Source organism: Providencia sp. PROV272, assembly GCF_049901975.1.
Classification (GTDB): domain Bacteria; phylum Pseudomonadota; class Gammaproteobacteria; order Enterobacterales; family Enterobacteriaceae; genus Providencia; species Providencia stuartii.
Genome location: NZ_CP096291.1, coordinates 2,733,115 through 2,760,106 on the forward strand (window position 1 = coordinate 2,733,115; position 26,992 = coordinate 2,760,106).

General features: G+C 41.7%; 28 protein-coding genes, 1 pseudogene and 1 CRISPR repeat array. Of the genes and pseudogenes, 15 read left to right on the forward strand and 14 right to left on the reverse strand.

Going from position 1 to position 26,992, the window contains the following annotated elements; all coding sequences use genetic code 11:
- Positions 1–160: 160 nt before the first annotated feature.
- Entirely contained in the window at positions 161–472 is a 312-nt protein-coding gene (gene fliE / locus M1E93_RS12615) for a flagellar hook-basal body complex protein FliE (protein WP_014658077.1), read from the reverse strand.
- Between the two features lie 238 nt (positions 473–710).
- Between fliE and fliF the strand changes: the two genes are divergently transcribed.
- The 15 genes from fliF (at position 711) to M1E93_RS12690 (ending at position 14,142) form a co-directional block, all read left to right on the forward strand.
- On the forward strand, positions 711–2,399 hold the full coding sequence (fliF, locus tag M1E93_RS12620; protein ID WP_004918690.1) for a flagellar basal-body MS-ring/collar protein FliF: 1,689 nt from the start codon (positions 711–713) through the stop codon (positions 2,397–2,399).
- The gene (gene fliG, locus M1E93_RS12625) at positions 2,396–3,388 is read left to right on the forward strand and encodes a flagellar motor switch protein FliG (RefSeq protein ID WP_036944176.1); all 993 of its coding nucleotides are present in this window, start codon (positions 2,396–2,398) and stop codon (positions 3,386–3,388) included. Before fliF ends, fliG begins: the two co-directional genes overlap by 4 nt.
- Positions 3,381–4,112, forward strand: a complete 732-nt coding sequence (gene fliH / locus M1E93_RS12630) for a flagellar assembly protein FliH (protein ID WP_014658075.1) — start codon at positions 3,381–3,383, stop codon at positions 4,110–4,112. The genes fliG and fliH overlap by 8 nt, the downstream gene beginning before the upstream one ends.
- Entirely contained in the window at positions 4,109–5,473 is a 1,365-nt protein-coding gene (fliI, locus tag M1E93_RS12635; protein ID WP_004918680.1) for a flagellar protein export ATPase FliI, read from the forward strand. The genes fliH and fliI overlap by 4 nt, the downstream gene beginning before the upstream one ends.
- Before the next feature lie 10 nt (positions 5,474–5,483).
- On the forward strand, positions 5,484–5,927 hold the full coding sequence (gene fliJ, locus M1E93_RS12640) for a flagellar export protein FliJ (protein ID WP_004918676.1): 444 nt from the start codon (positions 5,484–5,486) through the stop codon (positions 5,925–5,927).
- Positions 5,928–7,289 (forward strand): flagellar hook-length control protein FliK, encoded by a 1,362-nt coding sequence (locus M1E93_RS12645; protein ID WP_104873397.1) that lies wholly within the window; start codon positions 5,928–5,930, stop codon positions 7,287–7,289. It begins immediately after the preceding gene.
- A 165-nt stretch (positions 7,290–7,454) separates the two neighbouring features.
- Entirely contained in the window at positions 7,455–7,937 is a 483-nt protein-coding gene (gene fliL / locus M1E93_RS12650) for a flagellar basal body-associated protein FliL (protein WP_004918672.1), read from the forward strand.
- Positions 7,938–7,942: 5 nt separating this feature from the next.
- Positions 7,943–8,950, forward strand: coding sequence for a flagellar motor switch protein FliM (gene fliM / locus M1E93_RS12655; RefSeq protein ID WP_004918669.1), 1,008 nt, complete (start codon positions 7,943–7,945; stop codon positions 8,948–8,950).
- The gene (gene fliN / locus M1E93_RS12660; protein ID WP_004918665.1) at positions 8,943–9,359 is read left to right on the forward strand and encodes a flagellar motor switch protein FliN; all 417 of its coding nucleotides are present in this window, start codon (positions 8,943–8,945) and stop codon (positions 9,357–9,359) included. Before fliM ends, fliN begins: the two co-directional genes overlap by 8 nt.
- Before the next feature lie 24 nt (positions 9,360–9,383).
- Positions 9,384–9,812 carry a flagellar biosynthetic protein FliO gene (gene fliO / locus M1E93_RS12665; protein WP_004918662.1) on the forward strand — a complete coding sequence of 143 codons (429 nt, stop codon included), beginning with the start codon at positions 9,384–9,386 and terminating at the stop codon, positions 9,810–9,812.
- Positions 9,813–9,824: 12 nt separating this feature from the next.
- Positions 9,825–10,568, forward strand: a complete 744-nt coding sequence (gene fliP / locus M1E93_RS12670) for a flagellar type III secretion system pore protein FliP (RefSeq protein ID WP_014658072.1) — start codon at positions 9,825–9,827, stop codon at positions 10,566–10,568.
- A gap of 9 nt (positions 10,569–10,577) precedes the next feature.
- Positions 10,578–10,847 carry a flagellar biosynthesis protein FliQ gene (gene fliQ / locus M1E93_RS12675; RefSeq protein ID WP_004918656.1) on the forward strand — a complete coding sequence of 90 codons (270 nt, stop codon included), beginning with the start codon at positions 10,578–10,580 and terminating at the stop codon, positions 10,845–10,847.
- A 2-nt stretch (positions 10,848–10,849) separates the two neighbouring features.
- Positions 10,850–11,632 carry a flagellar biosynthetic protein FliR gene (gene fliR, locus M1E93_RS12680; protein ID WP_004918654.1) on the forward strand — a complete coding sequence of 261 codons (783 nt, stop codon included), beginning with the start codon at positions 10,850–10,852 and terminating at the stop codon, positions 11,630–11,632.
- A 1,380-nt stretch (positions 11,633–13,012) separates the two neighbouring features.
- Positions 13,013–13,960 (forward strand): IS30 family transposase, encoded by a 948-nt coding sequence (locus tag M1E93_RS12685; protein ID WP_140035165.1) that lies wholly within the window; start codon positions 13,013–13,015, stop codon positions 13,958–13,960.
- Positions 13,903–14,142 (forward strand): type VI secretion system tube protein Hcp, encoded by a 240-nt coding sequence (locus M1E93_RS12690; protein ID WP_426206978.1) that lies wholly within the window; start codon positions 13,903–13,905, stop codon positions 14,140–14,142. Before M1E93_RS12685 ends, M1E93_RS12690 begins: the two co-directional genes overlap by 58 nt.
- 10 nt (positions 14,143–14,152) lie before the next feature.
- Positions 14,153–14,421: direct repeats of the CRISPR family, unit length 28 nt; unit sequence TTTCTAAGCTGCCTATGCGGCAGTGAAC.
- A 140-nt stretch (positions 14,422–14,561) separates the two neighbouring features.
- On the opposite strand, the gene cas6f is transcribed toward M1E93_RS12690, so the two are convergent.
- The 13 genes and pseudogenes from cas6f to M1E93_RS12755 form a co-directional block, all read right to left on the reverse strand.
- Complete coding sequence (gene cas6f, locus M1E93_RS12695) at positions 14,562–15,197, reverse strand: type I-F CRISPR-associated endoribonuclease Cas6/Csy4 (protein WP_004918644.1); 636 nt, start codon at positions 15,195–15,197, stop codon at positions 14,562–14,564.
- An 8-nt stretch (positions 15,198–15,205) separates the two neighbouring features.
- On the reverse strand, positions 15,206–16,231 hold the full coding sequence (gene csy3, locus M1E93_RS12700; RefSeq protein ID WP_104873396.1) for a type I-F CRISPR-associated protein Csy3: 1,026 nt from the start codon (positions 16,229–16,231) through the stop codon (positions 15,206–15,208).
- Positions 16,232–16,233: 2 nt separating this feature from the next.
- Positions 16,234–17,067, reverse strand: a complete 834-nt coding sequence (locus tag M1E93_RS12705) for a type I-F CRISPR-associated protein Csy2 (RefSeq protein WP_426206981.1) — start codon at positions 17,065–17,067, stop codon at positions 16,234–16,236.
- Positions 17,068–17,082: 15 nt separating this feature from the next.
- The gene (locus tag M1E93_RS12710; RefSeq protein WP_140035165.1) at positions 17,083–18,030 is read right to left on the reverse strand and encodes an IS30 family transposase; all 948 of its coding nucleotides are present in this window, start codon (positions 18,028–18,030) and stop codon (positions 17,083–17,085) included.
- Between the two features lie 105 nt (positions 18,031–18,135).
- A complete protein-coding gene (locus tag M1E93_RS12715; protein ID WP_004918538.1) occupies positions 18,136–18,468 on the reverse strand; it encodes a helix-turn-helix domain-containing protein in 333 nt (110 codons plus the stop codon).
- 971 nt (positions 18,469–19,439) lie between these two features.
- A complete protein-coding gene (locus M1E93_RS12720) occupies positions 19,440–20,213 on the reverse strand; it encodes a DeoR/GlpR family DNA-binding transcription regulator (protein ID WP_053110762.1) in 774 nt (257 codons plus the stop codon).
- A 19-nt stretch (positions 20,214–20,232) separates the two neighbouring features.
- Positions 20,233–20,862 carry an epimerase gene (locus tag M1E93_RS12725; protein ID WP_104873382.1) on the reverse strand — a complete coding sequence of 210 codons (630 nt, stop codon included), beginning with the start codon at positions 20,860–20,862 and terminating at the stop codon, positions 20,233–20,235.
- 21 nt (positions 20,863–20,883) lie between these two features.
- Positions 20,884–21,318, reverse strand: a complete 435-nt coding sequence (locus tag M1E93_RS12730) for a PTS sugar transporter subunit IIA (RefSeq protein WP_004918535.1) — start codon at positions 21,316–21,318, stop codon at positions 20,884–20,886.
- 123 nt (positions 21,319–21,441) lie between these two features.
- Entirely contained in the window at positions 21,442–22,248 is an 807-nt protein-coding gene (locus M1E93_RS12735) for a BtpA/SgcQ family protein (RefSeq protein ID WP_004918534.1), read from the reverse strand.
- 11 nt (positions 22,249–22,259) lie between these two features.
- Positions 22,260–23,572 (reverse strand): annotated as a pseudogene (sgcC, locus tag M1E93_RS12740) (PTS sugar transporter subunit IIC SgcC).
- Positions 23,573–23,589: 17 nt separating this feature from the next.
- The gene (gene sgcB / locus M1E93_RS12745) at positions 23,590–23,868 is read right to left on the reverse strand and encodes a PTS sugar transporter subunit IIB SgcB (RefSeq protein ID WP_004918532.1); all 279 of its coding nucleotides are present in this window, start codon (positions 23,866–23,868) and stop codon (positions 23,590–23,592) included.
- Positions 23,865–24,986, reverse strand: coding sequence for a M42 family metallopeptidase (locus M1E93_RS12750; protein WP_004918530.1), 1,122 nt, complete (start codon positions 24,984–24,986; stop codon positions 23,865–23,867). Before M1E93_RS12750 ends, sgcB begins: the two co-directional genes overlap by 4 nt.
- A gap of 1,266 nt (positions 24,987–26,252) precedes the next feature.
- Positions 26,253–26,627 carry a hypothetical protein gene (locus M1E93_RS12755; RefSeq protein WP_426206982.1) on the reverse strand — a complete coding sequence of 125 codons (375 nt, stop codon included), beginning with the start codon at positions 26,625–26,627 and terminating at the stop codon, positions 26,253–26,255.
- Positions 26,628–26,992: the final 365 nt, after the last annotated feature.

Below are 26,992 nucleotides of genomic sequence, written 5' to 3' on the forward strand. Positions count from 1 at the left end.
CACACGAGGGTGCAAACAGTGGCAAGCTAGCGCTATAACATTAGTGTTCCGACAAAATAGCAAAGGCAAGAAACCCTAGGAGCATACATAAGCATGTCACTAGGGCGAACGAGTGTGGACAACATCGTTAGGTGAAAAAGGTGACGAGCGAGGGCGACTGCTAAACAGGAATCGACATCACCTCTTGGTACGCCGCAACCAACTTATTACGCACTTGGATCCCCATTTGTAGGCTCAAGCTGGCTTTTTGCATATCCACCATAACATCATTTAACGAGACATTACTTTTACCTAATGTAAAGTCTTCTATCTGTTTTGCCGATTGGTTTCTCACGGTATTGATTTGATTAACCGCTGAAACCAGATGATCGGCAAATCCAACGGGTTCAACCACCGGTTTTTGATGGTTTGCGGCCTGTAATGCCGTTGTCTGTAGCTGCGACAACACCCCTTCAATTGCTTGGATTGTCATTTTCTTCTCTTCAATGTCTGTGCGAACAACCATCGCTGTTTTATATAGCTGCATACCCTAACACAGCCTTTTTAACTTGAAGCCGATAAATAACACCAAAATGATAGGCTGATTCCGTCATTAGATTTATCAGAGTCATCAATAATAGCAGCGTAAAAAAGTGACGTTACGAAGAGGGAATAACATTGTTTCGCCAAAAGTGTTTTCATCTGTTGATTCTACAAGGCAGGGAATATCTATGAGTGCCGCATCGAAAGAGACGGGAGAAGCTTCAAAAGGGTTTGCATCTATTGCAGCACGCTTCAAAGCATCCCCAAAAATCCCATTAATGATTGCTGGCGCCGCAGCGATTGCCGTCGTTGTCGCCCTACTTCTTTGGCTACGCAGTCCGGATTATCGTGTATTGTTAAGCAATCTCAGCGCAAAAGATGGCGGTGATATTGTCAGCCAATTAACCCAAATGAACGTACCGTATCAAATTGCGGATAACGGCAGTGCAATTTTAGTACCCGCCGAAAAAGTTCATGAACTTCGTCTGAAATTGGCACAATCAGGATTACCTAAAGGTGGCAATACAGGCTTTGAACTATTAGATAAAGAGCAGTTTGGGATTAGCCAATTTAGTGAGCAAGTTAACTATCAACGTGCATTAGAAGGTGAATTATCGCGCACGATTGAATCACTCAGTCCTGTTCAAAATGCACGAGTGCATTTAGCTATCCCCAAACCGACATTATTTGTCCGTGAACAGAAACTCCCCACCGCTTCGGTGACCGTCGGCTTATTGCCCGGACGCATGCTAGACGAAGGACAAATCACGGCAATTGTCCATATGGTATCAAGCAGTGTCTCTGGCCTAACGGCGGCTAACGTGACCATCGTTGATCAAACGGGTCGCTTGCTCACAAATAATGATAATAGCCAACAATCTGCCAACAATGCGCAAATTAAAATGACCAAAGAGATGGAATCCCATCTAAAACAGCGCATTGAAGACATCATTTCGCCTTTAGTGGGGCGCGCTAATGTGCATGCCCAAGTCACGGCACAAATGGATTTTTCGAAGGTTGAACAAACCTCCGAAGAGTATAAGCCTAATCAAACGCCAAATAGCGCAGCCGTACGCTCTCGCCAAAATAGCCAAAGCTCGCAAAACAATACCAGTGGTGTAGGTGGTGTGCCAGGTGCGCTATCTAATCAGCCACCAAGTGCGCCAAGTGCCCCTATTTCTACCGATAATAAAGGTGCAAATTCGGCACAAAATAGCCCTTCTAATAATGGCTCTAGCCTTTCACAAAGTGATGAAACCACAAACTACGAAGTCGATCGCAAAATTAGCCATACCCAACGTCAAATTGGCGTTATCGACAGACTATCCGTAGCTGTGATCATCAACTATTTACCGCAAGATGGTGAAGATGGCACACAACAGATGAAACCATTATCACCAGAAATGATGCAGCAAATTGAGTCGTTAACCCGTGAAGCGATGGGCTATTCCAGCACACGCGGCGATTCACTGAGTATCACTAACTCATTGTTTACCAACGATACTGTCGTTGAAGAACAACCATCCATGCTTGAAAACCCTCAATTTATCGCTCAAGTGTTGGATTACGGCAAAATCATCTTGATAGCCATCATTGCTTGGTTGATGTGGCGTTTCGGCGTCAAACCACAATGGGTGAAATATCGTCAAACTCAACAAGCCCAATCGGCGGCAGAAGTGTTTGTGGCGGCTCAGCCTAAAACCCCTCTCGTGGTTGATGAAGAAATTAATGAAGATATGGACGAGCAAACCCGTCGTCGCTTAACTCGCCAACGTGTGAGTGCAGAGATCCAAAGTCAGCGTATTCGTGAAATGGCTGAAAAAGATCCACAAGTCGTGGCAATGGTTATCCGTCAGTGGTTAGGAAAAGCACAATAATGTTAAGTGGAACCGAAAAAAGTGCCGTGATGCTAATGACTCTCGGCGAAGATCAGGCCGCTGAGGTCTTTAAGCATTTGAACCCAAAAGAAGTGCAGCAACTAAGTATGGCTGTTTCAAACATGCGCCAAATCTCTAACAATGAGTTAGCAGAAGTGCTCACTGAGTTTGAAGAATCGGCGATTCAATTTGCGGCATTAAATATCAATACCAATGATTATCTCCGTTCGGTACTGGTTAAAGCGCTGGGTGAAGAGCGCGCAGCTAGCCTACTTGAAGATATTTTCGATAAGCAAGAGAGCACATCAGGTATTGAAAGTCTTAACTATATGGAGCCACAAACTGTGGCCGATATTATTCGTGATGAGCATCCACAAATTATCGCAACCATATTAGTTCACCTTAAGCGTAACCTTGCTGCCGATGTTTTAGAGCTGTTCGAAGAGCGTCAACGCAATGACATTATGTTGCGTATCGCAACCTTTGGTGGTGTGCAACCTGCTGCTTTAGCAGAACTGACGGAAGTCCTCAATAATCTGCTTGATGGACAAAATCTCAAACGCAGCAAAATGGGTGGCGTAAGAACAGCGGCTGAAATTATTAACTTAATGAAAAATCAGCAAGAAGAAAGCGTTATCAACGCAATGCGCGATTACGATGGTGAATTGGCACAACGCATTATTGATGAAATGTTCCTATTTGAAAACCTTATCGAAGTCGACAATCGCAGTATTCAACGCATCCTACAAGAGATCTCCAACGACTCTCTGGTTATTGCGCTCAAAGGCTGCAATCAAGCTCTACGCGACCACTTCCTCAACAATATGGCTGTTCGTGCGGCTGAAATTGTGCGCGATGATTTGGAATCCCGTTCACCAGTACGCATGTCTCAAGTGGAAAACGAGCAGAAAGCTATTCTTATGGTTGTCCGTCGCCTAGCAGAAAAAGGCGAGATCACCATCGGTGGTGGAGACGATGTCTATGTCTAAATCCCCGATTAATCCAGAAGCATGGCAACCTTGGCAGTTGCGCGAACTGAATCAATGGGATCTCAACGCCTCCGGTGTCTCTTCACCGGAGGAACTCCCTGAGCCAACCAAACCAGCAGTACCGTGTCTTGAACCCCAAGAGGTACTCGAACAAATTAATATTCTTGATAACTTAAAAGAAGAAGCTCAACGAACAGGTTTCCAACAAGGTTATGAGCTAGGTAAAAAAGAAGGCTATCAAGCTGGTTTTGAGCAAGGCCAACGCGAAGGTACAGAGCAAGGCCGCCAGCAAGCACTGGCTCAAGAGCAACCAATTATTGATACATGGCAAAAGCTGCTATCTGAATTTCATTATTCATTAGATAGTTTCGATACCGTGATCACCACTAAGCTTTTACAAATTGCTTTAACTGCCGCAAAACAAGTGCTCGGTCAATCCACCATTTGTGATGGCACGGCCTTGCTGGAAGAGATCAGCCATTTGTTACAGCAAAAACCGCTGTTTTCTGGGCAACCTGAACTACACGTTAACCCAGCTCACACAGCATTGATCGAGCAACATTTAGGCTCGCTGCTGAATTTGAATGGCTGGCGCTTAGTTGGCGATCCGAAGCTGCATCTTGGTGGTTGTCGTGTCGTCGCTGAAGATGGCGAAATCGATATGACAGTGGCAACGCGCTGGCAAGAGCTATGCCGCCTCTACGCGCCGGAGACACTCTCATGACCGTACGAATGAGTCGCTGGATTGCTGCACTTGAAGGCTTTGAATCCCGAATGAAAGGGATCCCAATGATACGTCGCTATGGACGACTGACAAAAATAACCGGGTTAGTCATGGAGGCAGAAGGGATCAAGATGCCATTAGGCGCCACCTGCTTTGTCGAACGAGCCATTAACGATCGCCATGACGAAGTGGTTTGTGAAGTTGTCGGTTTTAATGGCCCACGCATGCTACTGATGCCACTTGCTGACCTAGAAGGGATTGCGCCGGGCGCGCGCGTCTATGCACAAACTAACGGTGATGATGGACAAACCAGTCGTTTGTTGCCATTAGGGGATGAACTATTAGGACGTATTCTTGATGCGCAAGGTACACCGCTCGATGGAAAAGGCCCATTGGACGCCAAGCAACGGGCGCCATTGATCACGCCTCCTATTAACCCATTAGAACGCACGCCTATCCATAGTGTTTTGGATGTGGGCGTACGCGCCATTAACGCCTTACTGACCGTTGGGCGAGGCCAACGCATGGGGCTATTTGCAGGTTCAGGGGTCGGAAAAAGTGTTTTACTCGGCATGATGGCGCGTTTCACTCAGGCTGACATTATTGTGGTTGGCTTGATTGGTGAGCGTGGTCGTGAGGTCAAAGATTTTATCGAAAATATTTTAGGGGCCGAGGGCTTAAAACGTGCCGTTGTGGTTGCGGCACCTGCTGATGTCTCGCCACTATTACGTATGCAAGGGGCTTCTTATGCGACACGGATTGCCGAGTACTTCCGTGACCTAGGAAAAAACGTATTGCTGATCATGGATTCCCTCACCCGTTACAGTATGGCTCAACGAGAAATTGCCTTAGCCATCGGTGAACCTCCTGCAACAAAAGGCTATCCACCTTCTGTTTTTGCCAAATTACCTGCATTAGTCGAACGGGCAGGTAACGGCAAAAATGGTGGCTCTATTACCGCTTTTTATACCGTATTAACCGAAGGGGATGACCAACAGGATCCTATCGCAGATTCTGCCCGCGCCATTCTCGATGGGCATATCGTGCTATCAAGATCACTGGCGGAATCAGGCCACTATCCGGCTATCGATATTGAGGCATCAATCAGCCGAGCGATGACAGAGTTAATTGATAAACAACATTATCGCCAAATCCAACGCTTCAAGCAGCTCACCTCCAGTTATCAACGCAACCGCGATCTGATTAATGTGGGTGCGTATGCAACAGGCAGTGATCCGCTGTTAGATATGGCAATCCAATATTACCCCCGTATGTCGAAGTTTTTACAACAAGACATTGATGAGCGCTGCGATTATCAAAGTGCTTGCGAACAATTGGTGCATGCTGTTCCAAATGAGTAATGAGGGTTAAATGAGTAAAAACAATGCGTTAGATACATTATTGAGTTTAGCCGTTGAGGCCTCTGAAGAAGCCGCAAAGGTGTTGGCCCAAGTTCGACAAACGCAGGTACAAATGACTCAACAACTCAATATGTTAGAGAACTATCAGGCTGAATATCGGCAAAAATTAAACCAAACACTGCACAGTGGGATAGATGCTGATAAATGGCAAAACTACCAGCAGTTTTTAGTCACATTAGAACTCACCATTGAGCAACAGCAGCAACAGCTTTCATTATGGGAGCAACGTGTTAGCGAAGCTAACCGCCATTGGCAAGAAAAACAGCAACGCGTCAATGCATTCGACACTTTAATTCAACGTGCTGAGCAAACTAAAAACCAACGTTTAAACCGCCTAGAGCAAAAGCAGATGGATGAATATGCTCAGCGCGCAATGTTACGGAGAAATCAATAAATGGACGTCAATAATACAGGCTCTCCAGCCATTACGGCAGCAAATGGCGCTAAAAACGGCCATACGCAGCCAAATCAATCACGTGCTGATGATAACCAAGAGGTGGTGGTGCCTTTTCAAGCCGCGTTGGAAAGCCAGCAACCCACGCCACAAAAAGCGTCTACGTCTGAACCAACGATGGACAAGCAGGCTAATCAAAAGCCTACAAGTGCTGATGAGCGTTTAACAACCAAAGCCCATGAGCCATCCACGGGAAAAGAAAAGGAACAAGCAGAGCAGGCAATTGAGCAACTAAATTATAGCCGCCACTTACGCAACGGTAGCGAGCAACCTGCTTTACAATCGCAATTATTGGCGCAATCAGACGCTGTTGAGCAAGTGTGGTTAGCTAACCTGAAAAATGCCGTTGATCAGCAAACCCTGTCGTCAGCAACAACAAAATTTGCTGATGGTCAGCGAGCGGCTTTAGTGCCATTTGCCCAAAAAACTCAACCTTTAAATGACTCGTTGGTGGCGATGGCAACAATGGATGAGCCAATTGACCTAAGTGCTCAAATGCAATTAGCCGGCGAAGAAGAATCGCCATCATTAGGGGCTTTCATTAAAAATGAGCGAGAGCCGCGTAAAGATCAACCACTTTTCTCACTCAATGAAGGCCGCGAGAGCTTAACCAAAAACTTATCCTCAGACTTTATGCCATTAAATAAAAAACTGGCGGATAAAGAGGCACCAAGCTCCATCGTACCTACCTTTGCGACGGCAGATAACGGCGCCCTAATTAAAGGGGCATTTACCCCGACAACGGGCAGTGATGCCATTCAAATGGCACCTTCATCACCCACTCAAACGGTCAGCTTAACGCCGCTGCCTAACAGTTCTCAAATAGTTTCGACGAATGTGCCCGTTATCCCCATGCAGCCGGGAGTACCATTAGGCAGTGAAGCCTGGCAACAGCAATTGAACCAACATATGCTGTTTTTCTCACGCCAAGGGGTCTCACATGCACAAATTCGCTTACATCCGGAAGAGCTTGGCTCGTTAAATGTTCACCTACGCATTGAAGATAACCAAGCCGTTATGCATTTTGTGTCGCCTCACAGTCAAGTACGTGCCGCGATGGAAACCATGATGCCAATCTTACGTAATGCGTTACAAGAAAGTGGCATCCATTTGGCTCAAGGCTCGGTTGGGCAAGATAACTTTAGTGATCAATCGAATGCGGATACGCACTCAGAGCAAGGTCACGAAAAAAATCTGTATGGCGGACAAACGCTTAGCAGCGTGACAAGTACTGAGATGGCGGCAGTGTCACCGACGACTTCCACCATTCGCACACGAGGTGGGATCGATACATTCGCTTAATTTTTAAACGAGAGGTGGTGATTTCGTAATTAAAGCGCCGAGTTACCCCCTTTTTGTTTCGTTTTTCCCCCCTTTAGTCTGGCTCAATCAAGCCATAATGCTAAAGATAACAAAGTAAAAAACCCCGAGGTGGGTTTGGTCTTCATAAATAGGAATTTTGCTAACATGTCGTCTTCAAGCAATACATCTAAGAATTCAAACAAAGGGTTGCTCGTGCTGTTCGCCCTTCTCGCCATTGCCGGTGCGGGTTTTGGTGGTTATACATGGTGGACAACGCAACAGACGGCAAATTCAGTTAATGAGGAAGAGAAATCACCTAAGCTATCCCAACCTATTTTTATGGATTTAGAACCTTTTACCGTCAACCTTCCGGGACTGAACGAATCCCCCGATCGGGTTCTGTATATCAATATCACGTTACGATTAGCAAATGAGAAATCACGCAAGCAACTGCATGATTTTCTACCTGAAGTCCGTAGCCGTTTGTTGTTATTGCTATCAGAGCAGAAGCCGAAAGCACTCAGTACTCATGACGGTAAATTGCAATTAATGCAAGCCATTAAAAAAACTTTGTCTCCAACTGTGATCCCCGGCGAAAACGATCAGGAGATCACCGACGTGTTATTTACGACATTTATTTTGCGGTAATTCAGATGAGCGATAATATTTTATCTCAGGCTGAAATCGATGCGTTGCTCAATGATGACGCACCATCGTCAAATGAATCAGCGACACAACCTAAAGACAAAGAGCAGGTTCGCCCTTACGACCCGAATACCCAACGTCGTGTTATTCGGGAGCGGATGCAATCACTCGAAATTATTAACGAGCGGTTTGCACGCCAATTCCGTATGGGGTTGTTTAATATGTTACGCCGTAGCCCTGACATTACTGTTGGTGGCATAAAAATCGAGCCTTATCATGAATTTGCTCGTAACTTACCTGTTCCTACAAACTTGAACCTTATTCATATGCCACCGTTACGCGGTACGGCATTATTCACATTCGAACCTGCGCTGGTGTATATCGCGGTCGATAACTTATTTGGTGGCGATGGACGTTTTCCTGTTCGCTCAGAAGGCAAGGAATTTACCAATACCGAGCAGCGCATTATTCATCGTATGCTGAAATTGGCATTAAGCGCTTACCGTGATGCTTGGAGGCCTATCGCTGATATTGATGTGGAATATGTTCGTTCCGAAATGCAGGTGAAGTTTACCAATATTACGACATCGCCTAATGACATCGTGGTCACGACACCTTTCTTAGTCGAGATAGGAAATACCATTGGTGAATTCAGTATCTGTATCCCTATTGCCATGATTGAACCGTTACGTGAACGGTTGATTAACCCACCTGTGGAGCAAGGACATCAAGAAAATGAAGCTTGGGTGAGTAATTTAGTCACCCAAGTCAAGCGCTCAGAGTTAGAGCTAGTCGCAAATTTTGTCGATATTCCACTGCGGATATCTCGCTTACTGCAATTGCAAAAAGGGGATGTTATCCCTATTGAGAAGCCAGATCGCCTCATCGTTAGTGTTGATGGCGTGCCTGTGTTGACCAGTCAATACGGAACCCAAAATGGCCAATATGCATTGCGTGTAGAACATTTGATTAACCCTGTTTTAAACACTCTAGATGAGGAAAGTACCAATGAGTGAGGCGAAGAATTCTCCTGATGCATCAACCAATCACGACAGTGAGGACTTATGGGCTGAGGCACTGGAGCAACAAAAGAAAGCGGAATCCGCCTCTGCCGGTGCACAGGCGTTTGCAAATCTTGATGGGCAAAATGCACTCAATCAGCTTTCTGATATCAATCTTATTATGGATATCCCCGTTCGCCTCTCTGTCGAACTGGGGCGCACAAAAATGACGATTAAAAAGCTATTAAGTTTGTCACAAGGCTCTGTCGTTTCTCTCGATGGATTAGCCGGTGAGCCATTGGATATTCTCATTAATGGTTACTTAATTGCACAAGGTGAAGTTGTAGTCGTTTCTGATAATTACGGTATCCGTATCACGGACATCATTACACCTTCAGAGCGTATGCGCCGTTTAAGTCGTTAATAAGACAGCGGAGACTAGACTGAAATGAAAACAACACCTTTTATCAGCCAGACCGAACAACCTAGCAGCCAAATATCCCCTGCGATTAGCAATAGCGATAGTTTAGTGCAAGTTTCAGGGGCGTTAGGTGGCATCATTTTGTTGATATTGGCCGGTGCTTGGCTAGTGAAAAAACTTGGTTTTGCGCCTAGAAATTTAGGTAAACCCTCATTAATAAAAGTCAAATCGAGTTGCTCACTAGGCAATAAAGAGCGTGTTGTTGTGGTTGAAATGAATAACGAATGGCTGGTGCTTGGTGTCACGGCACAATCTGTTAATTTACTCCATCAATGCCCAGCTAAAAATGAAACTGCACTCACTTCAGTGACTGAGCCACTCACATTTCAGTCTATCCTAAAGAAAAAACAAGATGCCGCCAACCATGCGGCTTCAAATCTCTCTAATTATAACTAACTGGAAGCGCTCATGTTTTCTGTGAAATCCCCAGCAATGATCGCTTCGTTATTATTGATGCTGCCTATGCAAGCTCTAGCATCATTACCACCTGTAATCAGTCGAACATTACCCGATGGTGGGCAAAGTTGGTCGTTACCTGTCCAAACCTTACTTTTTCTAACATTGCTGGGTTTTATCCCTGCACTGTTATTGATGATGACAAGTTTTACGCGCATTATCATTGTGCTAGGTTTGCTGCGTAATGCGCTTGGAACCCCTTCTGCACCACCAAACCAAGTACTATTAGGCCTTGCGTTATTTCTCACATTTTTTGTGATGTCGCCTGTTGCCGACCAAGCCTATCGTGAAGCTTATCAGCCATTTAGTGAAGATAAAATCAGTTTAGAAACCGCTTTAGAACGCGGCACAGCCCCCTTTCGTACTTTTATGTTAGGGCAAACTCGAGAAAGTGATTTGGCTCTTTTTGCACGCATTGCCAAAGTCGGTGAGATCCAAGAGGCAAAAGATGTTCCAATGCGGATTTTAGTACCTGCATTTATCACTAGCGAACTAAAAACCGCATTCCAAATTGGTTTCACTATTTTCATTCCATTTCTGATCATTGACTTAGTGGTTGCCAGTGTCTTGATGGCGCTTGGGATGATGATGGTACCACCCGCCACTGTCTCTTTACCGTTCAAATTAATGCTTTTTGTTCTGGTTGATGGATGGCAATTATTACTTGGCTCTTTATCACAAAGCTTTTTTAATTAAGGGATCACAATGACACCCGAATCGGTTATGGCACTGGGCACTGAAGCAATGAAAATTGCCTTAATGTTAGCGGCCCCACTATTATTGGCGGCACTCGTTGCAGGGTTGACGATCAGTTTGTTGCAGGCTGCAACCCAAGTGAATGAGATGACGCTGTCATTTATCCCTAAAATTTTGTCGGTCATCGCGGTAATTATTATTGCAGGGCCTTGGATGCTCAACCTATTACTGGATTATATGCGTACGCTATTCAGTAATCTGCCCTTTATTATTGGCTAATCATGTTAACGATTACCAGTGAGACACTCACACTCTGGTTAAGCCAAGGTTTCTATCCTTTTATACGCCTTTTAGCGCTGTTTGGTACAGCGCCCTTTTTTAATGAAAAGCAATCCATTACTAAGGTACGAGTTATCTTAGCGTTTTTTATAATCTTAATAGTTTCTCCGCAACTTCCTGTCGTTAACATTCCCTTATTTTCAGCGATGGGGTTATGGGTCATTGTACAACAGATCGTGATTGGCGTGGCTATTGGACTGACCATGCAGATGGCATTTGCGGCTGTGCGCCATGCCGGTGAAGTGATTGGTTTACAGATGGGGTTATCTTTTGCAACGTTCTTCGACCCAACCGGTGGGCCAAATATGCCTATTTTGGGGCGTATTCTAAATTTAATTATGTTGCTGCTTTTTCTCTCATTTGATGGGCATTTATGGTTAATTTATATTCTTATTCACTCATTTGAATTGATCCCAATTCAAGTTTCCCCTCTTAGTCGAGATGGCTTTTGGTCATTGGCTCAATTTGCGAGTAGCATTTTTATTAATGGATTAATGTTGGCATTACCATTTATCACGCTGTTTCTGATACTTAACCTTGCTCTCGGTATTCTTAACCGAATGACTCCGCAGTTATCGGTGTTTGTGGTCGGTTTTCCACTGACTCTAACTATCGGTATCAGTATGCTTGGGTTAATTATTTCGATTCTTCCTCGTTACAGTGAACGACTGATTCATCAAGCTTTTGAGCAGCTATCCTTGATGTTTGGGTTACTTGGGGGGTGATTCAGAAGATGCGAATTATTGAAATATTCATGGTCATAAATAATTAAGTAGGATAGAAACATCCTACTTATGTTCTTTTATTGAGTTATCAAAAAATACATTTTCAAAAGAATGATAACATTATCCGCAATAACATCTCTTTTAAATAAAATATTATAAAAATTTCAATCATCATAATTATCCCTCGTTTTATACACTGCACCAGACAAGGGAAAATAGTAACAGTAAAATTACCGAGGTATTATTCACAAAAAATAACACACAGAGATAAAAATCATAATTGAATTTTAACTAGTCTTAAATACTATTAAGACAATAAAAATCTAATAATGGTTATTCTAAAAGCTGCTCATATAGCAGTGAACATATATAAATAACAGTAAAATCACCGATTTCTAAGCTGACCTACGTCAGTAACTATGTTATTCCCCAATAATTCAACCTAAGCATCAAAATGTATATTTATGGCTATCTCAGTCTATTCTCTAATTTAGTATTAAAAACAAAAAAGTAAAATCTTTATTTAAAAAAAACTCATCAGAGAATTATCATAATTTGTTAATCTATATTTAGGATATATTTAATTTTCAAACCACCTATACAACAATATAGGTAGCCTACTGACTTGTAATCAAAAAAAGTGAAGCGACAGCGTCTGCTTTTCTCCGAGGTCAGTTATCGATGATGGCTTTTTAGCCCATTAACTTAGCTAAGCCTGGTTAGGTTGGGCTTCTTTTGACGGTGCAATCCAAAATATCCCTAGTCCATTGATTGGTGCTCTTATCAGGTACACGTTGTAATCTTTCGATACTACAGCGTGATTCAGAGGCTGAGTCGAAAAACGCTAATGGCGATATTGAGGTGTTTCGAGTTAATTCGAAAAAAGAGCTCCGCTTAAAAGGCGGAATTTTGCCCTATTCTATTTATGATCAGCTGTCCGAGGTTGACCAAGGGCTATCGTTGATAATACACGCTTAGGCCGCACATTAGAATTGATAAAATTGGTTCAGGATAAATGGTAATACGCGTTCTCAAGGCGCTCCTCCGGATAATGGGCCATCTAACTGACGGAAAAGAAGCCGCAACGCACACTCAATCATGATGATATACTTGAAGCCTTAACTCAACTTCAAACTCGCACTAAGGAAATATTTGTTTTATTTCAGTAGGATGCTTATCTCAGAGCTCAATTGATAATCGTTATCAAATTGGTCATAAAGATGAAGTCTAAGTGATTGGGGCTAACTAATATGGTTCTTTTCGTGAGCAAAGTGTCCGCGAATTCAGATAATAAGTGCAACGCTCGGTCATGTTAGATGGAAGGACGGTTAGCTACTGATAAGCTATCCTGCTCTTCCGACCAAAGATGAGCGAGTAAGTATGAAGTATCAGCAACTAACCGAAGGACAACGATACCAGATATCGATACTGCGTGAGGATAATTTATCCTGCCATGAGATAGGTATCCGTATCGGTGTAAGCAAGTCCACGGTCTCCCGTGAACTGAGGCGTAACACTTCAGATACTGGTTATAACCCACAACAGGCACACCAGAAGTGCTGTGATAGGCGGCTGTCATCTGCCAAAAGGACAATTCCTCAGCAGACCATAGATTTCGTGATATTTGCTCTGGAGTGGAAGTGGAGTCCTGAGCAAATAAGTGCAATTGGCAGCATTATTGGTCTTAGCGTCAGCCATGAATGGATTTACCAGTATATCTATGCGGATAAGCGTAGCGGTGGCGAGTTGTACAGGCATCTTAGGCAGGGCAAACGGCGATATCGTAAGGGCTACGGGCAGAAACGAGGGCGCATCCCTGATGCGGTATCCATTGAGCTACGGCCGTCAGTCGTCGATGACCGTAGCCGTCTGGGGGACTGGGAGGCCGATTTGGTGCAGGGTAAACAGGGCACTGGTGCTATCGTGACACTGGCAGAACGCAAAAGCCGTATTTACCTGACAAAAAAGGTGTTTTCAAAGGATGCGGTGGAAGTCAGTAAGGCCATTATCTCACTGCTGAGTGAGTATCAGGATGTATGTCACACAATAACGTTCGATAACGGTCTAGAGTTTAGTGAGCACAAGGCGATAGCAGAAGCACTGAACGCAGATACGTACTTTGCCCATCCGTATGCCTCGCATGAGCGTGGGCTGAACGAGAATACGAATGGGTTGTTAAGACAGTTTATCCCGAAAGGAACAGACCTGCGGACAGTGACAGAAGAAGACTTACAACGCTATCAGGGAGCGTTGAACAGCAGGCCACGCAAGTGTCTGGGGTTCAGACAACCTTCGGTGGTGTTTGCGGAGCTAAGAAAGGCGGCTTAGCGTTGCACTTCGGACTTGAATCCGCCGTCTCATATAAACCAGTTGTATTTACAAAGCCGATTGATAAATCCTCGCCTCTATTAGCGGTGACTTTGGACGAAAATAAAGAATTAGAAGCTACCTTTGTATTTTATAGAACAAGCCAAAATGGTCACCTTGAAAAATATTATAAAATCAAGTAGATGTTTCATTTTTCTAAGCTGCCTATGCGGCAGTGAACTTCTTGATGACACTCCAATAGCAAATGCGGACTTTCTAAGCTGCCTATGCGGCAGTGAACATGTTAGACGGATATCACTATATGTAAATCGTTTTCTAAGCTGCCTATGCGGCAGTGAACGTAGCGTAACTTTGCGTCAATCACTTCCGTGATTTTCTAAGCTGCCTATGCGGCAGTGAACCAAATGAAGGCTTGAAAAAATAATCTTTGTCATTTCTAAGCTGCCTATGCGGCAGTGAACTATAGCGTATCAAATAAAAAATAAGTCACAACAAACAGTTAAAGCTATTTTTATCAAAATACCTTCTTTTTTACAGCCTGCTGCAACTTATTGTTTTTATGTTTAATTTTTAAAGAGCAAAAAAACAAGGGTAAAAAAGGTCAAAAATGTGGAACGGTGGCAACCTCTTCGCCTTTCCCCATAGACTGACTTAACCCATAACAATTAAACGTGCCTGCCTTTGCTTCCTTCGCAGCAACACACCGAATAAAGAGTGGAAATGGACGATGCCCATCGCCTTCTGTTTTAGACTTTGTTTGCTGACTTTCCATCCAAATAAAAGGTAAACGACTACGCGTTTGAGGCTCTTTTATTGCGCTTAAACAGACCTCAATAGGCTGCCCTGATTTTACTGAATACAGTTGAGCTTTCTTATACCTATCCAGTTCAAGACGCTTTGCACCTTTTACATGTTGACGCACATAACTAATTGGCGTGGCATGCTCTGGCACCGCTTGAATCGACTTAATATGCACATAATCCGCTAGCCTCATTAGCCAGTGACTGATATTTAACTGAGTCAGCGTTTTTTCAGTCTTTGCGAGCAAACGCAATTTTTTTCCTAACCGGAAGCCAACACTTCCATATTCAGGAAATGCAACCGCAACTTCGCTATCACCGGCCTCAGACTTATTTTCTACCAACGCAATATGTATTTGCTGATAGACCTTTTGCCATAAAAAGTCCAACGGTATCGTCGAATCAGGCAGTAATGTGATCTCCTGATAATAGTCCATAGTTCACCTTATTTGTCACTTTCCCCAAAGACACCACCACGCACCAAGACCGCCATAACATAGTGTTCATCTTCGAGTCGTGCCAATTTTTCACCACGAGCCCATTTATCAAAATGCGTATAAAAGTCCTGTTTATCGCTAGGAGTTCGATATGCACGACCAAGGTTAGTCACGGCCCCATAAGGTTCAATAGCAATTGCCCCCGCACTATTAACTTCATCGTTATAATCAGGATACCAAGTATCGATAGAGCGTAGAGCATTGCCTATTTTTTGTGAATGCATCGCCGCATGACCGTTCACATGATAAAGGATCTTACTTTTATCACCTTTACCTTTATCCAATACCAACTCTTCACTAGGATAAACTTCCTGAGACTGCCCGAGTTGGGCATAGGTGGTAATTTCAAGAAGTAGTGCCCCTTCACTGTTTGCCAGTGCAGCAGCAATTTTAGCGCCTAACTCATTCACTTTATCATCTTGCTTTTCAAAACTACGAATGCTGTATTGTGTCGCATCAAATGTCCATTGCTGCTCTTGCCCTTTATTTAATACTCTCACTTCAACTTCAATTTTTTCAGCGCCCACGCGGTTGCGCCATAAGAAGCGTGCATTAGCAATATTATGCGCATAACGGCGACCAAGCTCACGGAAACCTTCCCTAGCAATATATTCTTTTGCCGCTTTAGTATAACTTTCTTTAAAAGAGGCATTATTACAAGCAGATGGCGTCTCTACACCCCCCAAAATTTTGAGTGTAAATTGATGCTTTAACGTATCTTGTTGAGTGCCTAATGCACAAGCATCAACTGTTTGTAAGTTGGCTTTTTCTACTTCAGCGTTCAATTTTAATGGGTCGTTTTTAACCGGACCTTTTAAACGATTTGAAATGGTACCTCGGACTGACTTTTCTTGTAGCACGAGCGGTGTACATTGTGATTTATGATCCCAACTCGTACCATAAAAATAACCATCTGAAGGAACTAATTTTTTTTCAAATGCCAGTACTGATGCTACATCATTATTCTTCGCCATTGTTACTCTCCGCTCGTAAAATATTTTGATTCAACTTGTTGGCATAAATAGAGACTATTTTCTAAGTTATTACTGTATTTCCATAATATTTCATTGGGATGGCCTATCTTATTGACCATGACAAATTGACCAAGCGTCACAAGACTTTCCGCAAACCGATGGGGAACGTTTGGGTCTCGTTGATTTTTAGCCTGACCTAATGGGGAAATACCTTGGTAACCTGTCGCTATTGGTACAATCCAGCCCGCTGTTTTACGCTGAACTTTCCACTCATAGTGTTTGTTTTTTGATTCATTTTGAATGTCTACTTCAACGCATTGATTATGGACAGTCACATAGTCTAAAAGCGCATCCATGGCATCTTGACCATCTTCCATTGCAGATACCATTAAGTCTCTACGCTCAATCAAAGCGTAGCCGGGCATTAAACTATTGAATAAGCTACGTCTATATTTCCCCATATCATCATTGGCAGGCAAATAATGCATCTGAGGCAGATCCACAGACAAAATATCGCCACCAGCCAGTTTCATCATTGGGATTAGCTCATAAATCCGGTCAACGATTGATTTATCCGTTAACACATTACCGTACTCATCATTTCTATCTGAAAATTCAATCAGTAATGAAACGTCTAAATGACACCGGGCTTCTTCAATAAACGCTGAACGGTTACCCTCTTTATCGAGTGGGTTACCCGTACCGACGATTGAACTTACAAAATCACTAGGACCTTTATACGTTTGTAAATTACATTCGTGGCTGATAACCGCGATTGACTCGAGTTGTAATTCTAAAAAGCCTATCTTTCTTAATTTAAGCTCTGGCGGATTCAAGTCCGAAGTGCAACGCTAAGCCGCCTTTCTTAGCTCCGCAAACACCACCGAAGGTTGTCTGAACCCCAGACACTTGCGTGGCCTGCTGTTCAACGCTCCCTGATAGCGTTGTAAGTCTTCTTCTGTCACTGTCCGCAGGTCTGTTCCTTTCGGGATAAACTGTCTTAACAACCCATTCGTATTCTCGTTCAGCCCACGCTCATGCGAGGCATACGGATGGGCAAAGTACGTATCTGCGTTCAGTGCTTCTGCTATCGCCTTGTGCTCACTAAACTCTAGACCGTTATCGAACGTTATTGTGTGACATACATCCTGATACTCACTCAGCAGTGAGATAATGGCCTTACTGACTTCCACCGCATCCTTTGAAAACACCTTTTTTGTCAGGTAAATACGGCTTTTGCGTTCTGCCAGTGTCACGATAGCACCAGTGCCCTGTTTACCCTGCACCAAATCGGCCTCCCAGTCCCCCAGACGGCTACGGTCATCGACGACTGACGGCCGTAGCTCAATGGATACCGCATCAGGGATGCGCCCTCGTTTCTGCCCGTAGCCCTTACGATATCGCCGTTTGCCCTGCCTAAGATGCCTGTACAACTCGCCACCGCTACGCTTATCCGCATAGATATACTGGTAAATCCATTCATGGCTGACGCTAAGACCAATAATGCTGCCAATTGCACTTATTTGCTCAGGACTCCACTTCCACTCCAGAGCAAATATCACGAAATCTATGGTCTGCTGAGGAATTGTCCTTTTGGCAGATGACAGCCGCCTATCACAGCACTTCTGGTGTGCCTGTTGTGGGTTATAACCAGTATCTGAAGTGTTACGCCTCAGTTCACGGGAGACCGTGGACTTGCTTACACCGATACGGATACCTATCTCATGGCAGGATAAATTATCCTCACGCAGTATCGATATCTGGTATCGTTGTCCTTCGGTTAGTTGCTGATACTTCATACTTACTCGCTCATCTTTGGTCGGAAGAGCAGGATAGCTTATCAGTAGCTAACCGTCCTTCCATCTAACATGACCGAGCGTTGCACTTATTATCTGAATTCGCGTTCAATGAGAAATAAAAACATTATAGTATTTATCTTGAACCATATTCATATCTATATCAAAAGCATTTAGATAAACCCCTTTAAAAAACTCAAACAGTGTAATTTTAAAAAAACCTAAAATTATAATCAAAACATCAGTAGGGATCGCACAAACACCACACTCATATCTAGATATTTGCTGCTGAGATACATTCATAATTCCAGCTAATTCCCTACCACTTAAAGAATAACTTTTCCTCAATTTTCTTAATTCTATTCCTACAGCTTTAATAAACACTTCCCTATGGCTCAAATCTAATTCAATTTGTTCAAATTCTAAATTACTAATTTTCATTTTTATTTAACCCCGAGTACAGAACGAAACATAAAGTCTGAATCATTCAATATTTCTTCGGTAATTTAATCAATTATCCTGATTAAATCAAATTATCCTAAAACAATATCCATTGATTATAGAAACCCAAAAAACAACAAATAAGTGTAAAAACTAATGAATTCTCTTGAACTTATAAGCCTTAATAGCTCTTAATCCAAAAAAGACCATCATTATTGAATAGTAATAAAAACCAAAAGAAAACTCAGGAGGGAATATATTCAGATTAAATATTCGATTTTTACAAAAAAAAAGCATTTAAATTTAATTGATAAAGTATATATTACAAAAAAAGGTAAAAATCATTAAGATTTATTCAATATCTTATAAATTAGGTTAAAAAACAGTCTACGGTGTAATACTTATATTAAAAAACGAAATATTACGAAACACTCAGCATCAAACTGACATAATACAGGCAGTTTACTCCCCTCTACGGCTTATTCAAAAATCTGATTTAGACATTCTCATTTATATTACTTTACTCATTTTATTAGATACATTTTTCTCTTGAAAAGAGTATTTCATCTCTTCATCAAATAAAATTTCAGCAACTCAGTTAGAGCAGAGCTTACTTCAAAATCAATATATATAAATTGGATTTTTTTACCTCATAATAAAAAATGAAGGCACTTAAATTCAATTAGAAGATATATAATAAAATAAAAACCAAGTAAACTCGAAAACAATAAAATAGATATTGAACATCGAAAAAATTAAATCATGCTATATCTCAATGCTAACTGAGCGCATCATGATGATAGCTGAAAATTAATAATCATCTAAAATAATACTATAAATCTGAAATTATTCACTTACTACTTATCCTAAAATAAGACAGCGACAACTAGATTCACCCTATCCTTTTAAGTGATCATATGAACAGCAATTTTACGGAAACATATAGCCGTAATAAATACGCCTATTATTCCCTAATAACCACATTTTAATTCACAGCCTGCTTGGCGATACCGTTGCTGAGTTTCACTCGATAGCCCACTATCGCTAATAATTGTTTTAATACAAGATAGGGTTGCAACAGCATGAGGTTCGAACATATCAAACTTTGTGTGATCCGCTAGCAAAATAACCTCTGGTGAACGCGCTATTAGTTTGCGTTTAACTCCCACCTCAAACATAGTAGCATTCGTTATTCCCATCTCAATCGATAATGCATCACAAGACATAAAGACACAATCAACGGCAAAAGCATTTAACGTCTCTAATGCTAGGCTTTCACCTACCGTAAAATAACCAGGCCTGATTAACCCCCCAATGATATAACTTTCTACATTTGGAAACATTCCAAGTTGGTTAGCTATTTTGATGTCATTACAAATGACTTTAACGCTAATATCCCCCAGACACTTCGCTAATTCTAAACAAGTAGAGCCTGAGTCAAGAAAAAAACAGTCGCCTTCATGAATTAATTTGCGAGCAATGAGTGCGATTTCACGTTTAGATGCACAATTTAAAGAGCGTCTGACATCAAATTGAGACTCTTTATCTGTCGTACTGTCGTCGAAATTTAAGTGCCCATGAGTTCGCGTCATACCAGGATAATGTTCAGCGATATATTGAAAATCGCGACGAATTGTCGCTTCTGCACAACCAAACAACTCCACCGCTTGTTGTGTTGAAAGCTCTCGACATTTCCAAAGATAGTGCAGCATCTGTTGGATCCGATCAGATTTATACAGACTCATAAGCGACTTCTCTCCGAATTTAATTGCTAAGTTGTTTTATCGTATTTTCATAATCGTCAGTCGAAAACAGTGCTCTTCCTATGACAAGATTATTAATACCAACCTTTTTTAATGACTGAATTTTATCTGCACTGATCCCACCATCAGCCCAATACTCCAGTTGGCTAAAGAGTGGTGGTATTTGCTGAATTTTATCCACTATTGATGGTATAAATTGCTGATTTTCACCATCCGGCTCGCTAGTCATCAACATCAAAGCATCTAATTTATTAATGAGGTATTGATAAGGAGCAACTGGTGTACTTGGATTTAATGCTATGCCTGCTTTTGCCTTTATCTTTTTTATTTCAGCAATAATTTCTGAAGGGTTTTGCACCGCCTCAGGATAAAAGAAGATCCATTTGGGGCTAAAAGGAGCAAGCTCCCTTATCCAAAATAACGGTTGAGACACCATTAAATGAATAGATAATGCATGTTCTGTAGCTTGTGCAACTGCTTTTACCAACTTAATACCAAAAGTAATATTGTTGATAAAATTGCCATCTTCAATGTCCAGATGTAATGACCCAATATTCTGATTAGCCAGTTTATTAATAATTGAACCCAGCCAAAGTGGGTCAGCAGAAGCCAAAGACGGGTGTAATATCATCATCACTCCTTCATGGATAAATCAATATGAATTTAGCAACCGCAAAACATCATCATGGGTTTTAGCACAACGAATTTCATCAAGTAATAATGGATTATCAATAAGTTCAGCGATGTACTGTATGAGTCGAATATGATCATCACTTTGAGTTGCGCAAACAGTCATTAATAACCATACAGGGTCACAATCTTCATGACCGAATACAACGGGCTGTTTTAAGGTTGTGAGAGTAATTTGGTTATAGATAGCCCCTTGTTCCGGACGTGCATGTGGCATAGCAATGCCCGGAGCAATTAAATAATAAGGCCCCCAACTTTGGGTGTTTTTAATGATGCCTTGTAAATAGTTAGGCTCAGCAGCACCATGAATAATTAAAGGCGTACAAGCTATGCTAAGCGCTTCTTTCCAATCGGCTGCAACTTGATTTATTTGGATCCATTTAGCATCATCAATCATTGTATATTGACTCCTTTAAGGTTCGGTATATGCTTGATTATTGAGTCCTCGCCTAACTTTTGGCGAAGCTTGCGAGGACTCTTAGTATCACGAGGGAGATAAGTATTTTGCTTATCTCCTTTCTTATTGCCTTATGCTATGCACTTTCTCCATAAATCTTTCCACTCGAGTTTGATCAACAAAGTTGGCAAAAATGCCATCTTTTTTAAAAGTCGTCGCGGTGACACAGCCATCAGCAATACTCAGCTGCTCTTCAACGTTTTCGAGGCAAACCCCAGTGTTGGCAAAGACCACAGTATTCGGCACCGTATCTTTCACTTGTTTCAAAATTGCACTATCTGTTTTTGCTCCAGCAGTTAATCCCGAAACACATAGTGCATCTGGTTTATTATTAAAAACGGTAGACTTTGCTATTGAGCAGATATCTCGTCCACCTAGATATACCGCGGCTTCAGGTACAATATTAAAAAGCGTTTTTACATCCCCTGCCCCAATACGATGTTGATGGCGAATAGTTTCACCAACATTGGTATTCCATACGCCAAAATCACTTGCATAGGCACCCGTAAATATTTCTCGGATAAATTTCGCTCCTGTCGCCATCGCTAAATCGAACGAAGCGATCGGATCCCAAAGAACATTTACACCAAATGGTATACGGATCTCACTCATTAATTGACCAATGATCCGTGCCATTGCCGCAGTTGTCTCCGGCTTCACTTTAGTGAGATAAGGCAGGCTAAATTCATTTGAAAACATAACTGCATCAACACCGCCATTTTGTAATGCCATTAAATCCTCATATGCCCTATCAATTACCCATTGCATACTATGCTGCGCATTAAAATCAGGATCACCAGGTAATGCACGTAAATGGCACATAGCAATGACTGCTTTTTCTGTTCCAATAACATCCTTCAACCAACTCATTTCTATACTCCTTATTCAGGTAATTCACGATTACGTAAGAAAATAACGACACAGGCAACAATGCCAACAGTTAACACGACACCGATAAGACCAAATGACATTAATTCGTAAATAGACCAACCAAACATATTGCCAACTGACAGTGCGCTAATCTGCGCGCCATTTTCGGCAAAGTTAAATCCGCCATTACGTGCCATTTCGGTAAAGAAAGGGGCAAACTGCGTTGCGATGAGCAAAACGGTGCTCATAACAATCACACCACTCAGTAATGTGCGTAATAAGTCACCGCGGTGGATCACCGTGGCCATACAGATAAAGAAAGGAGCAACTGGCAAGTCAGCGAGTGGTAATACATTGTTCAATGGCAGGATACTTGCCAAAATCAACATGATAGGGATAAGAAGCAAACCCACTGCAATTGTGGTTGGATGACCCAGCGTTACGGCGGTATCTAGGCCAATAAACACTTCTCGATCATTAAAATGTTTCTGAAAAAATTTACGAGCGCCTTCAGAGATAGGAAGTAAGCCTTCAACAATTAAGCGGATCATGCGAGGGAATAACACCATGATCGCGGCAACCGTAATCATTAAAGTCGCACAACCTTTAAAGTCTTCTCCTGCTGCAAGCCCAAATAATAATCCCAGTACAACACCGATAATAACCGGATCACCCACCATGCCATAGCGTTTTTGAATAGCTTGTGCATCGATATTCTTTCCTTTTAGGAAAGGGATCTTTTCATAGATAGCATCAAGAAGTACAAATAGAGGAACTGAGCTAGAGCCATACCCTTGAGGAATTGAAATACCCTCCAAACCAACAATCGTCTGTACGCGTTTTGCCGTCCAATCTGCCATTTTTAGCGATAAGATGGCATGACACATAGCACCAGCGATACCATAAACTAAACTCCCCGTCGCAATTTGAACAACTGTTCCGGTAATTGCATAGTGCCAATAATTATAAATATCAACGTTCATTGTTTTCGTTAGGCGAGTAAACAATAACGTGATATTAAGTAAGAAAATAACGGGAATAATGACTGCACCAATCGCCGTTGCATAGCCAACACCGGATGCTGGCCCTGCCCCTACATCAAGTACATGTAGCGATAAGCCAAAACGTTCAATCATAATTTTGATGGGGGGCTTAGGCTATCAATAGCCATCACGATCACTAGCCCCATTCCGACAAAACCAATACCGACGGTAACCCCAGCTTTAATGGCCTGTAGCCATGGAATGCGAAAGATTAAGCCAATAATTATCATGACGATTGGGACAAATACTGTACCGCCTAGAGAAAGTATATAGTCAAACATAACGTCACCTATGAGGTTTATTGTGATAACAACGTTTTAATTTTTTGTTTTAATGCATCGTCATTAACTCCTGTTAGTAAAGCGGCTCCATTCAAAGTCGGTACGCCATAATCTGTATCCGTTTTCATTGCGGTGATGATCAAATCAACACCGTGGCTGTTTAGTGGGATTTCGTTTAAACAACATTGTGAAGTCGCCACTAAGATGCCTTCACTAGCTAAGTAATCTTGGAGTTTTTGAGCAATCATTGTGGACGTAGACATACCCGTTCCACATGCAACGAGGACTTTTTTCATTTTAATGTAACCTCTTGGTTATTGTCTGAGTCAGACTCGATAGGAAACTGATTAGCGGGAAGTGTCGCTAATGCAGCCAATAACCGGATGCAGTCACTGAGATCTCGTAAGCTAGCAACTTCAGCCGGTGAATGTGTGTAGCGGCAAGGAATAGATAGGCTTGCGCAAGGAATGCCATCTTGTTCAACCTGAATATATCCCGTTTCTGTTATGACACCTGGTGCAACTTCTCTTTGTACCGGAATATGATTTTTGGAAGCTGTTTTTTCTAACATATTGATTAAGCGAACAGGAGTTACTAATCCCGCAAGCGTGCCTCTACCGTGATAGTTTAAGCAAGTAATGCCGACACCTTTGTTAATCACTAAATCCGAATAGTCTTGAAGGTCGGGCGTATCACAAGAAGGCGTAATATCGATCCCAATAGCAAGGTCGGGTTTTACACGGCGTAATACTGGTAAAATCCCACGAATATTAAATTCCTCTTGCACTGACGCGACAATAAATAGTGCGATTTCTAGCTTTTTATCTTTAATCGCATCAGCTAAACCAAGTAAAGCAGTGCATCCAAGTCGATCATCTAATGCTTTACTACACACCATGTCATTGCCTAATTCTTGAGGCGGGTTATACAGTGTGATTGGCGTACCGACTTTTATGCCCATTCTTTCAGCGTCAGCCTTATCTTTCGCTCCGACATCAATCCACAATTGATCAATCGAGGGTGATTGCGTACGTTCATCACCTTTAGCAAAGTGATAGGATTTAATACCGATACATCCAGGTATTGAGCCGTGCTCTCCCGCAAGACGGACAACAGATCCTGACATCGTCACCTGTGCAGGCCCTCCGACTCGTTCAAAACGAATAAACCCCGACGGTTCAATTTTTCGCACCATAAATCCCACTTCATCCATATGCGCAAATACCATTAAACGCAGCGCTTTTGCGTCGTCACTTCCATAACGAGCAACTATATTACCGAGGCGATCCTGCCAAACTTCCTTAGCGCTCTCTGTAAAATGTTTTTGCATAACATTGGCAATAGGGGCTTCATGACCTGAAATACCGTCCAAGGTCAGTAAGGAAAAAAGTGTATCTCGAATGGAAAATACCATAATGATGATCCTTCATTGACTAAAACGACATAAAGATGAGCGATTTATATGTAAAAAAAGATGGGATTATTGTGATTAAAATCACAACAAACCATTAAAAACAACAAATAGAAACAATTTTGTGACAAACATATAACAATTTCGCTCATGCTGATTGCACTAAATTTTTAGGCATTGATGGCTTTTAAATACTTAACAATGGTGATAGTGAATAGATCTTAGAAGCGTAAATGTCGATTTATCATGGATATAAAGCGCGTATATTGCCTTAATGGACTATGTTAGTTTACACGTCATTCCACACTGAAAGCTGATAACATTTAACTATTGAGCTAAGTGAGCGTTTAAGCAGTGATATTTAATGAAAGGCAAATCGGCAGATTTATAGGGGATTGCATATCACTTTGTAGTAAATTTGCCTATCTTCATATTCATAAGTTGCGATGAAAATGTAATTACAAAACAGGGGTTTTTTAGTTAATTCATACTAAACCGCCTTTTAATATTTGTGTTAGTCATTTACCTGTAGTATTTTCTGTAAACCCATCCAATACTGATGATTATTTATGAACCCATTTAAAAAATTGATCACTGGACAATACCCTCTTATATCTGTTGCTATATTTTGGTTTATTTCTCAATTTTTAATTGGGGCGTTATTGAAAACGATCCCGTTGTGGTTGATTAAACACCCTGATGAATCCCTTTTATATTCAATAATTGCGTCATACGGCTTAAAAGTTGTTCTCTCCGTTTGTGTTCTATCTGGGCTCATATCCTTTTTAAGAAGAAAATTCTCAATTATTTACTTGTTGACTACTATTTTTATCATTCTCCATATTATTTTTAATGGATATTTATTTTTTACATTCGCACATTCTATTTTGTCATCCCTCTAACATTGGGGTTCGTTATGGTTATCACAATAAATTAAGGCATTGAACACCCTTGGTGGTGGCTCGATACTTTTTCATAAAATTAATATTTAACGCTGACCATATATTGCAGCCGTAAACTAGCAGGCAAGCAAGCACGATTTCTATTGCTTCGTCGCCACCTAGCATTGAAGCTATCGAGAGCATTCAAACCGCAATAGAACCTGCAAAATCTAAATAATGAGTTAGAATGTACCATACTTCGATTAATGTCCTCTGCCTCGATTTCGATACCACCGTGGAAATTGTGAAAAAGATACTCATCCACAAGATATATACGATAGAAGAAAATAAGGAAGATCACCTAATCTAAAAGCATGTTGGATTAATATTAATTCACACACCTTATCAAATCATCTACTAATTTAAAATTAGGGCGTACTGTAATTGGAATTCGAATCGAAGTGTCCATTCGTGCAGTAATAACAGCTCGATGATACTTTACGCCACTAATGTAAATATCTATTGTTTTTCCAGTGTTTTTAACAGAAAAATCACTCAGCCCAGTACCGCTTTTTAGCATAATAGCTAATGAGCCGTTTGTATCTATATATGTATTGAGTTTCGCTGATTCTATATTTTTACAAGCTATAGAGATTTCACTCTCACTGGTTTTAAAAGACAAGCACTCATTATCAGGTTTGCATTGATTAGCCGCTATTGTCGATGTAGAGAATAATAAAGCAGCAACAGCTAGTAACTTCATAATCATAAACTCATTTTTTTAAGTTACATGGATTATATCAGTTAATCATAGAGAGAGTATGATTAGAATCATTTGTAAATGGCATAGTGAGGAGTATTAGGAAAAGAAAATAACCGCAGAAAATGAGGAAGTTTACGCAGCGCATATATATTTATGGGCTATCATTCGAGCTAAGCGCTAGATATCCAAGAAATACATCAGCAGTAGCCTACCGCACCAACACACTTTCAACGAAGACTTACATCACACTTGGGCAATCTGGGGAGGCTCTATCCGCGCTTCAAGAAATGGGCGACTGGGAAAACATTGATGATATTTTAAATGCGAATGGCACGAATATGACACGCAAGATAATTTAAAAATAC

Excerpts from the sequence above, each read along its gene's own strand:
- fliF (WP_004918690.1), top strand. The coding sequence starts at position 711 with ATGAGTGCCGCATCGAAAGAGACGGGAGAAGCTTCAAAAGGGTTTGCA.
- fliJ (WP_004918676.1), top strand. The coding sequence starts at position 5,484 with ATGAGTAAAAACAATGCGTTAGATACATTATTGAGTTTAGCCGTTGAG.
- fliQ (WP_004918656.1), top strand. The coding sequence starts at position 10,578 with ATGACACCCGAATCGGTTATGGCACTGGGCACTGAAGCAATGAAAATT.
- M1E93_RS12710 (WP_140035165.1), bottom strand. The coding sequence starts at position 18,030 with ATGAAGTATCAGCAACTAACCGAAGGACAACGATACCAGATATCGATA.
- M1E93_RS12755 (WP_426206982.1), bottom strand. The coding sequence starts at position 26,627 with ATGAAGTTACTAGCTGTTGCTGCTTTATTATTCTCTACATCGACAATA.
- fliN (WP_004918665.1), top strand. The coding sequence starts at position 8,943 with ATGAGTGAGGCGAAGAATTCTCCTGATGCATCAACCAATCACGACAGT.
- fliL (WP_004918672.1), top strand. The coding sequence starts at position 7,455 with ATGTCGTCTTCAAGCAATACATCTAAGAATTCAAACAAAGGGTTGCTC.
- fliM (WP_004918669.1), top strand. The coding sequence starts at position 7,943 with ATGAGCGATAATATTTTATCTCAGGCTGAAATCGATGCGTTGCTCAAT.
- M1E93_RS12750 (WP_004918530.1), bottom strand. The coding sequence starts at position 24,986 with ATGGTATTTTCCATTCGAGATACACTTTTTTCCTTACTGACCTTGGAC.
- M1E93_RS12725 (WP_104873382.1), bottom strand. The coding sequence starts at position 20,862 with ATGATATTACACCCGTCTTTGGCTTCTGCTGACCCACTTTGGCTGGGT.
- M1E93_RS12645 (WP_104873397.1), top strand. The coding sequence starts at position 5,928 with ATGGACGTCAATAATACAGGCTCTCCAGCCATTACGGCAGCAAATGGC.
- fliP (WP_014658072.1), top strand. The coding sequence starts at position 9,825 with ATGTTTTCTGTGAAATCCCCAGCAATGATCGCTTCGTTATTATTGATG.
- M1E93_RS12730 (WP_004918535.1), bottom strand. The coding sequence starts at position 21,318 with ATGATTGATGATGCTAAATGGATCCAAATAAATCAAGTTGCAGCCGAT.
- M1E93_RS12720 (WP_053110762.1), bottom strand. The coding sequence starts at position 20,213 with ATGAGTCTGTATAAATCTGATCGGATCCAACAGATGCTGCACTATCTT.
- fliR (WP_004918654.1), top strand. The coding sequence starts at position 10,850 with ATGTTAACGATTACCAGTGAGACACTCACACTCTGGTTAAGCCAAGGT.
- fliI (WP_004918680.1), top strand. The coding sequence starts at position 4,109 with ATGACCGTACGAATGAGTCGCTGGATTGCTGCACTTGAAGGCTTTGAA.
- M1E93_RS12715 (WP_004918538.1), bottom strand. The coding sequence starts at position 18,468 with ATGAAAATTAGTAATTTAGAATTTGAACAAATTGAATTAGATTTGAGC.
- csy3 (WP_104873396.1), bottom strand. The coding sequence starts at position 16,231 with ATGGCGAAGAATAATGATGTAGCATCAGTACTGGCATTTGAAAAAAAA.
- fliO (WP_004918662.1), top strand. The coding sequence starts at position 9,384 with ATGAAAACAACACCTTTTATCAGCCAGACCGAACAACCTAGCAGCCAA.
- M1E93_RS12685 (WP_140035165.1), top strand. The coding sequence starts at position 13,013 with ATGAAGTATCAGCAACTAACCGAAGGACAACGATACCAGATATCGATA.
- sgcB (WP_004918532.1), bottom strand. The coding sequence starts at position 23,868 with ATGAAAAAAGTCCTCGTTGCATGTGGAACGGGTATGTCTACGTCCACA.
- M1E93_RS12735 (WP_004918534.1), bottom strand. The coding sequence starts at position 22,248 with ATGAGTTGGTTGAAGGATGTTATTGGAACAGAAAAAGCAGTCATTGCT.
- fliH (WP_014658075.1), top strand. The coding sequence starts at position 3,381 with ATGTCTAAATCCCCGATTAATCCAGAAGCATGGCAACCTTGGCAGTTG.
- cas6f (WP_004918644.1), bottom strand. The coding sequence starts at position 15,197 with ATGGACTATTATCAGGAGATCACATTACTGCCTGATTCGACGATACCG.
- fliE (WP_014658077.1), bottom strand. The coding sequence starts at position 472 with ATGACAATCCAAGCAATTGAAGGGGTGTTGTCGCAGCTACAGACAACG.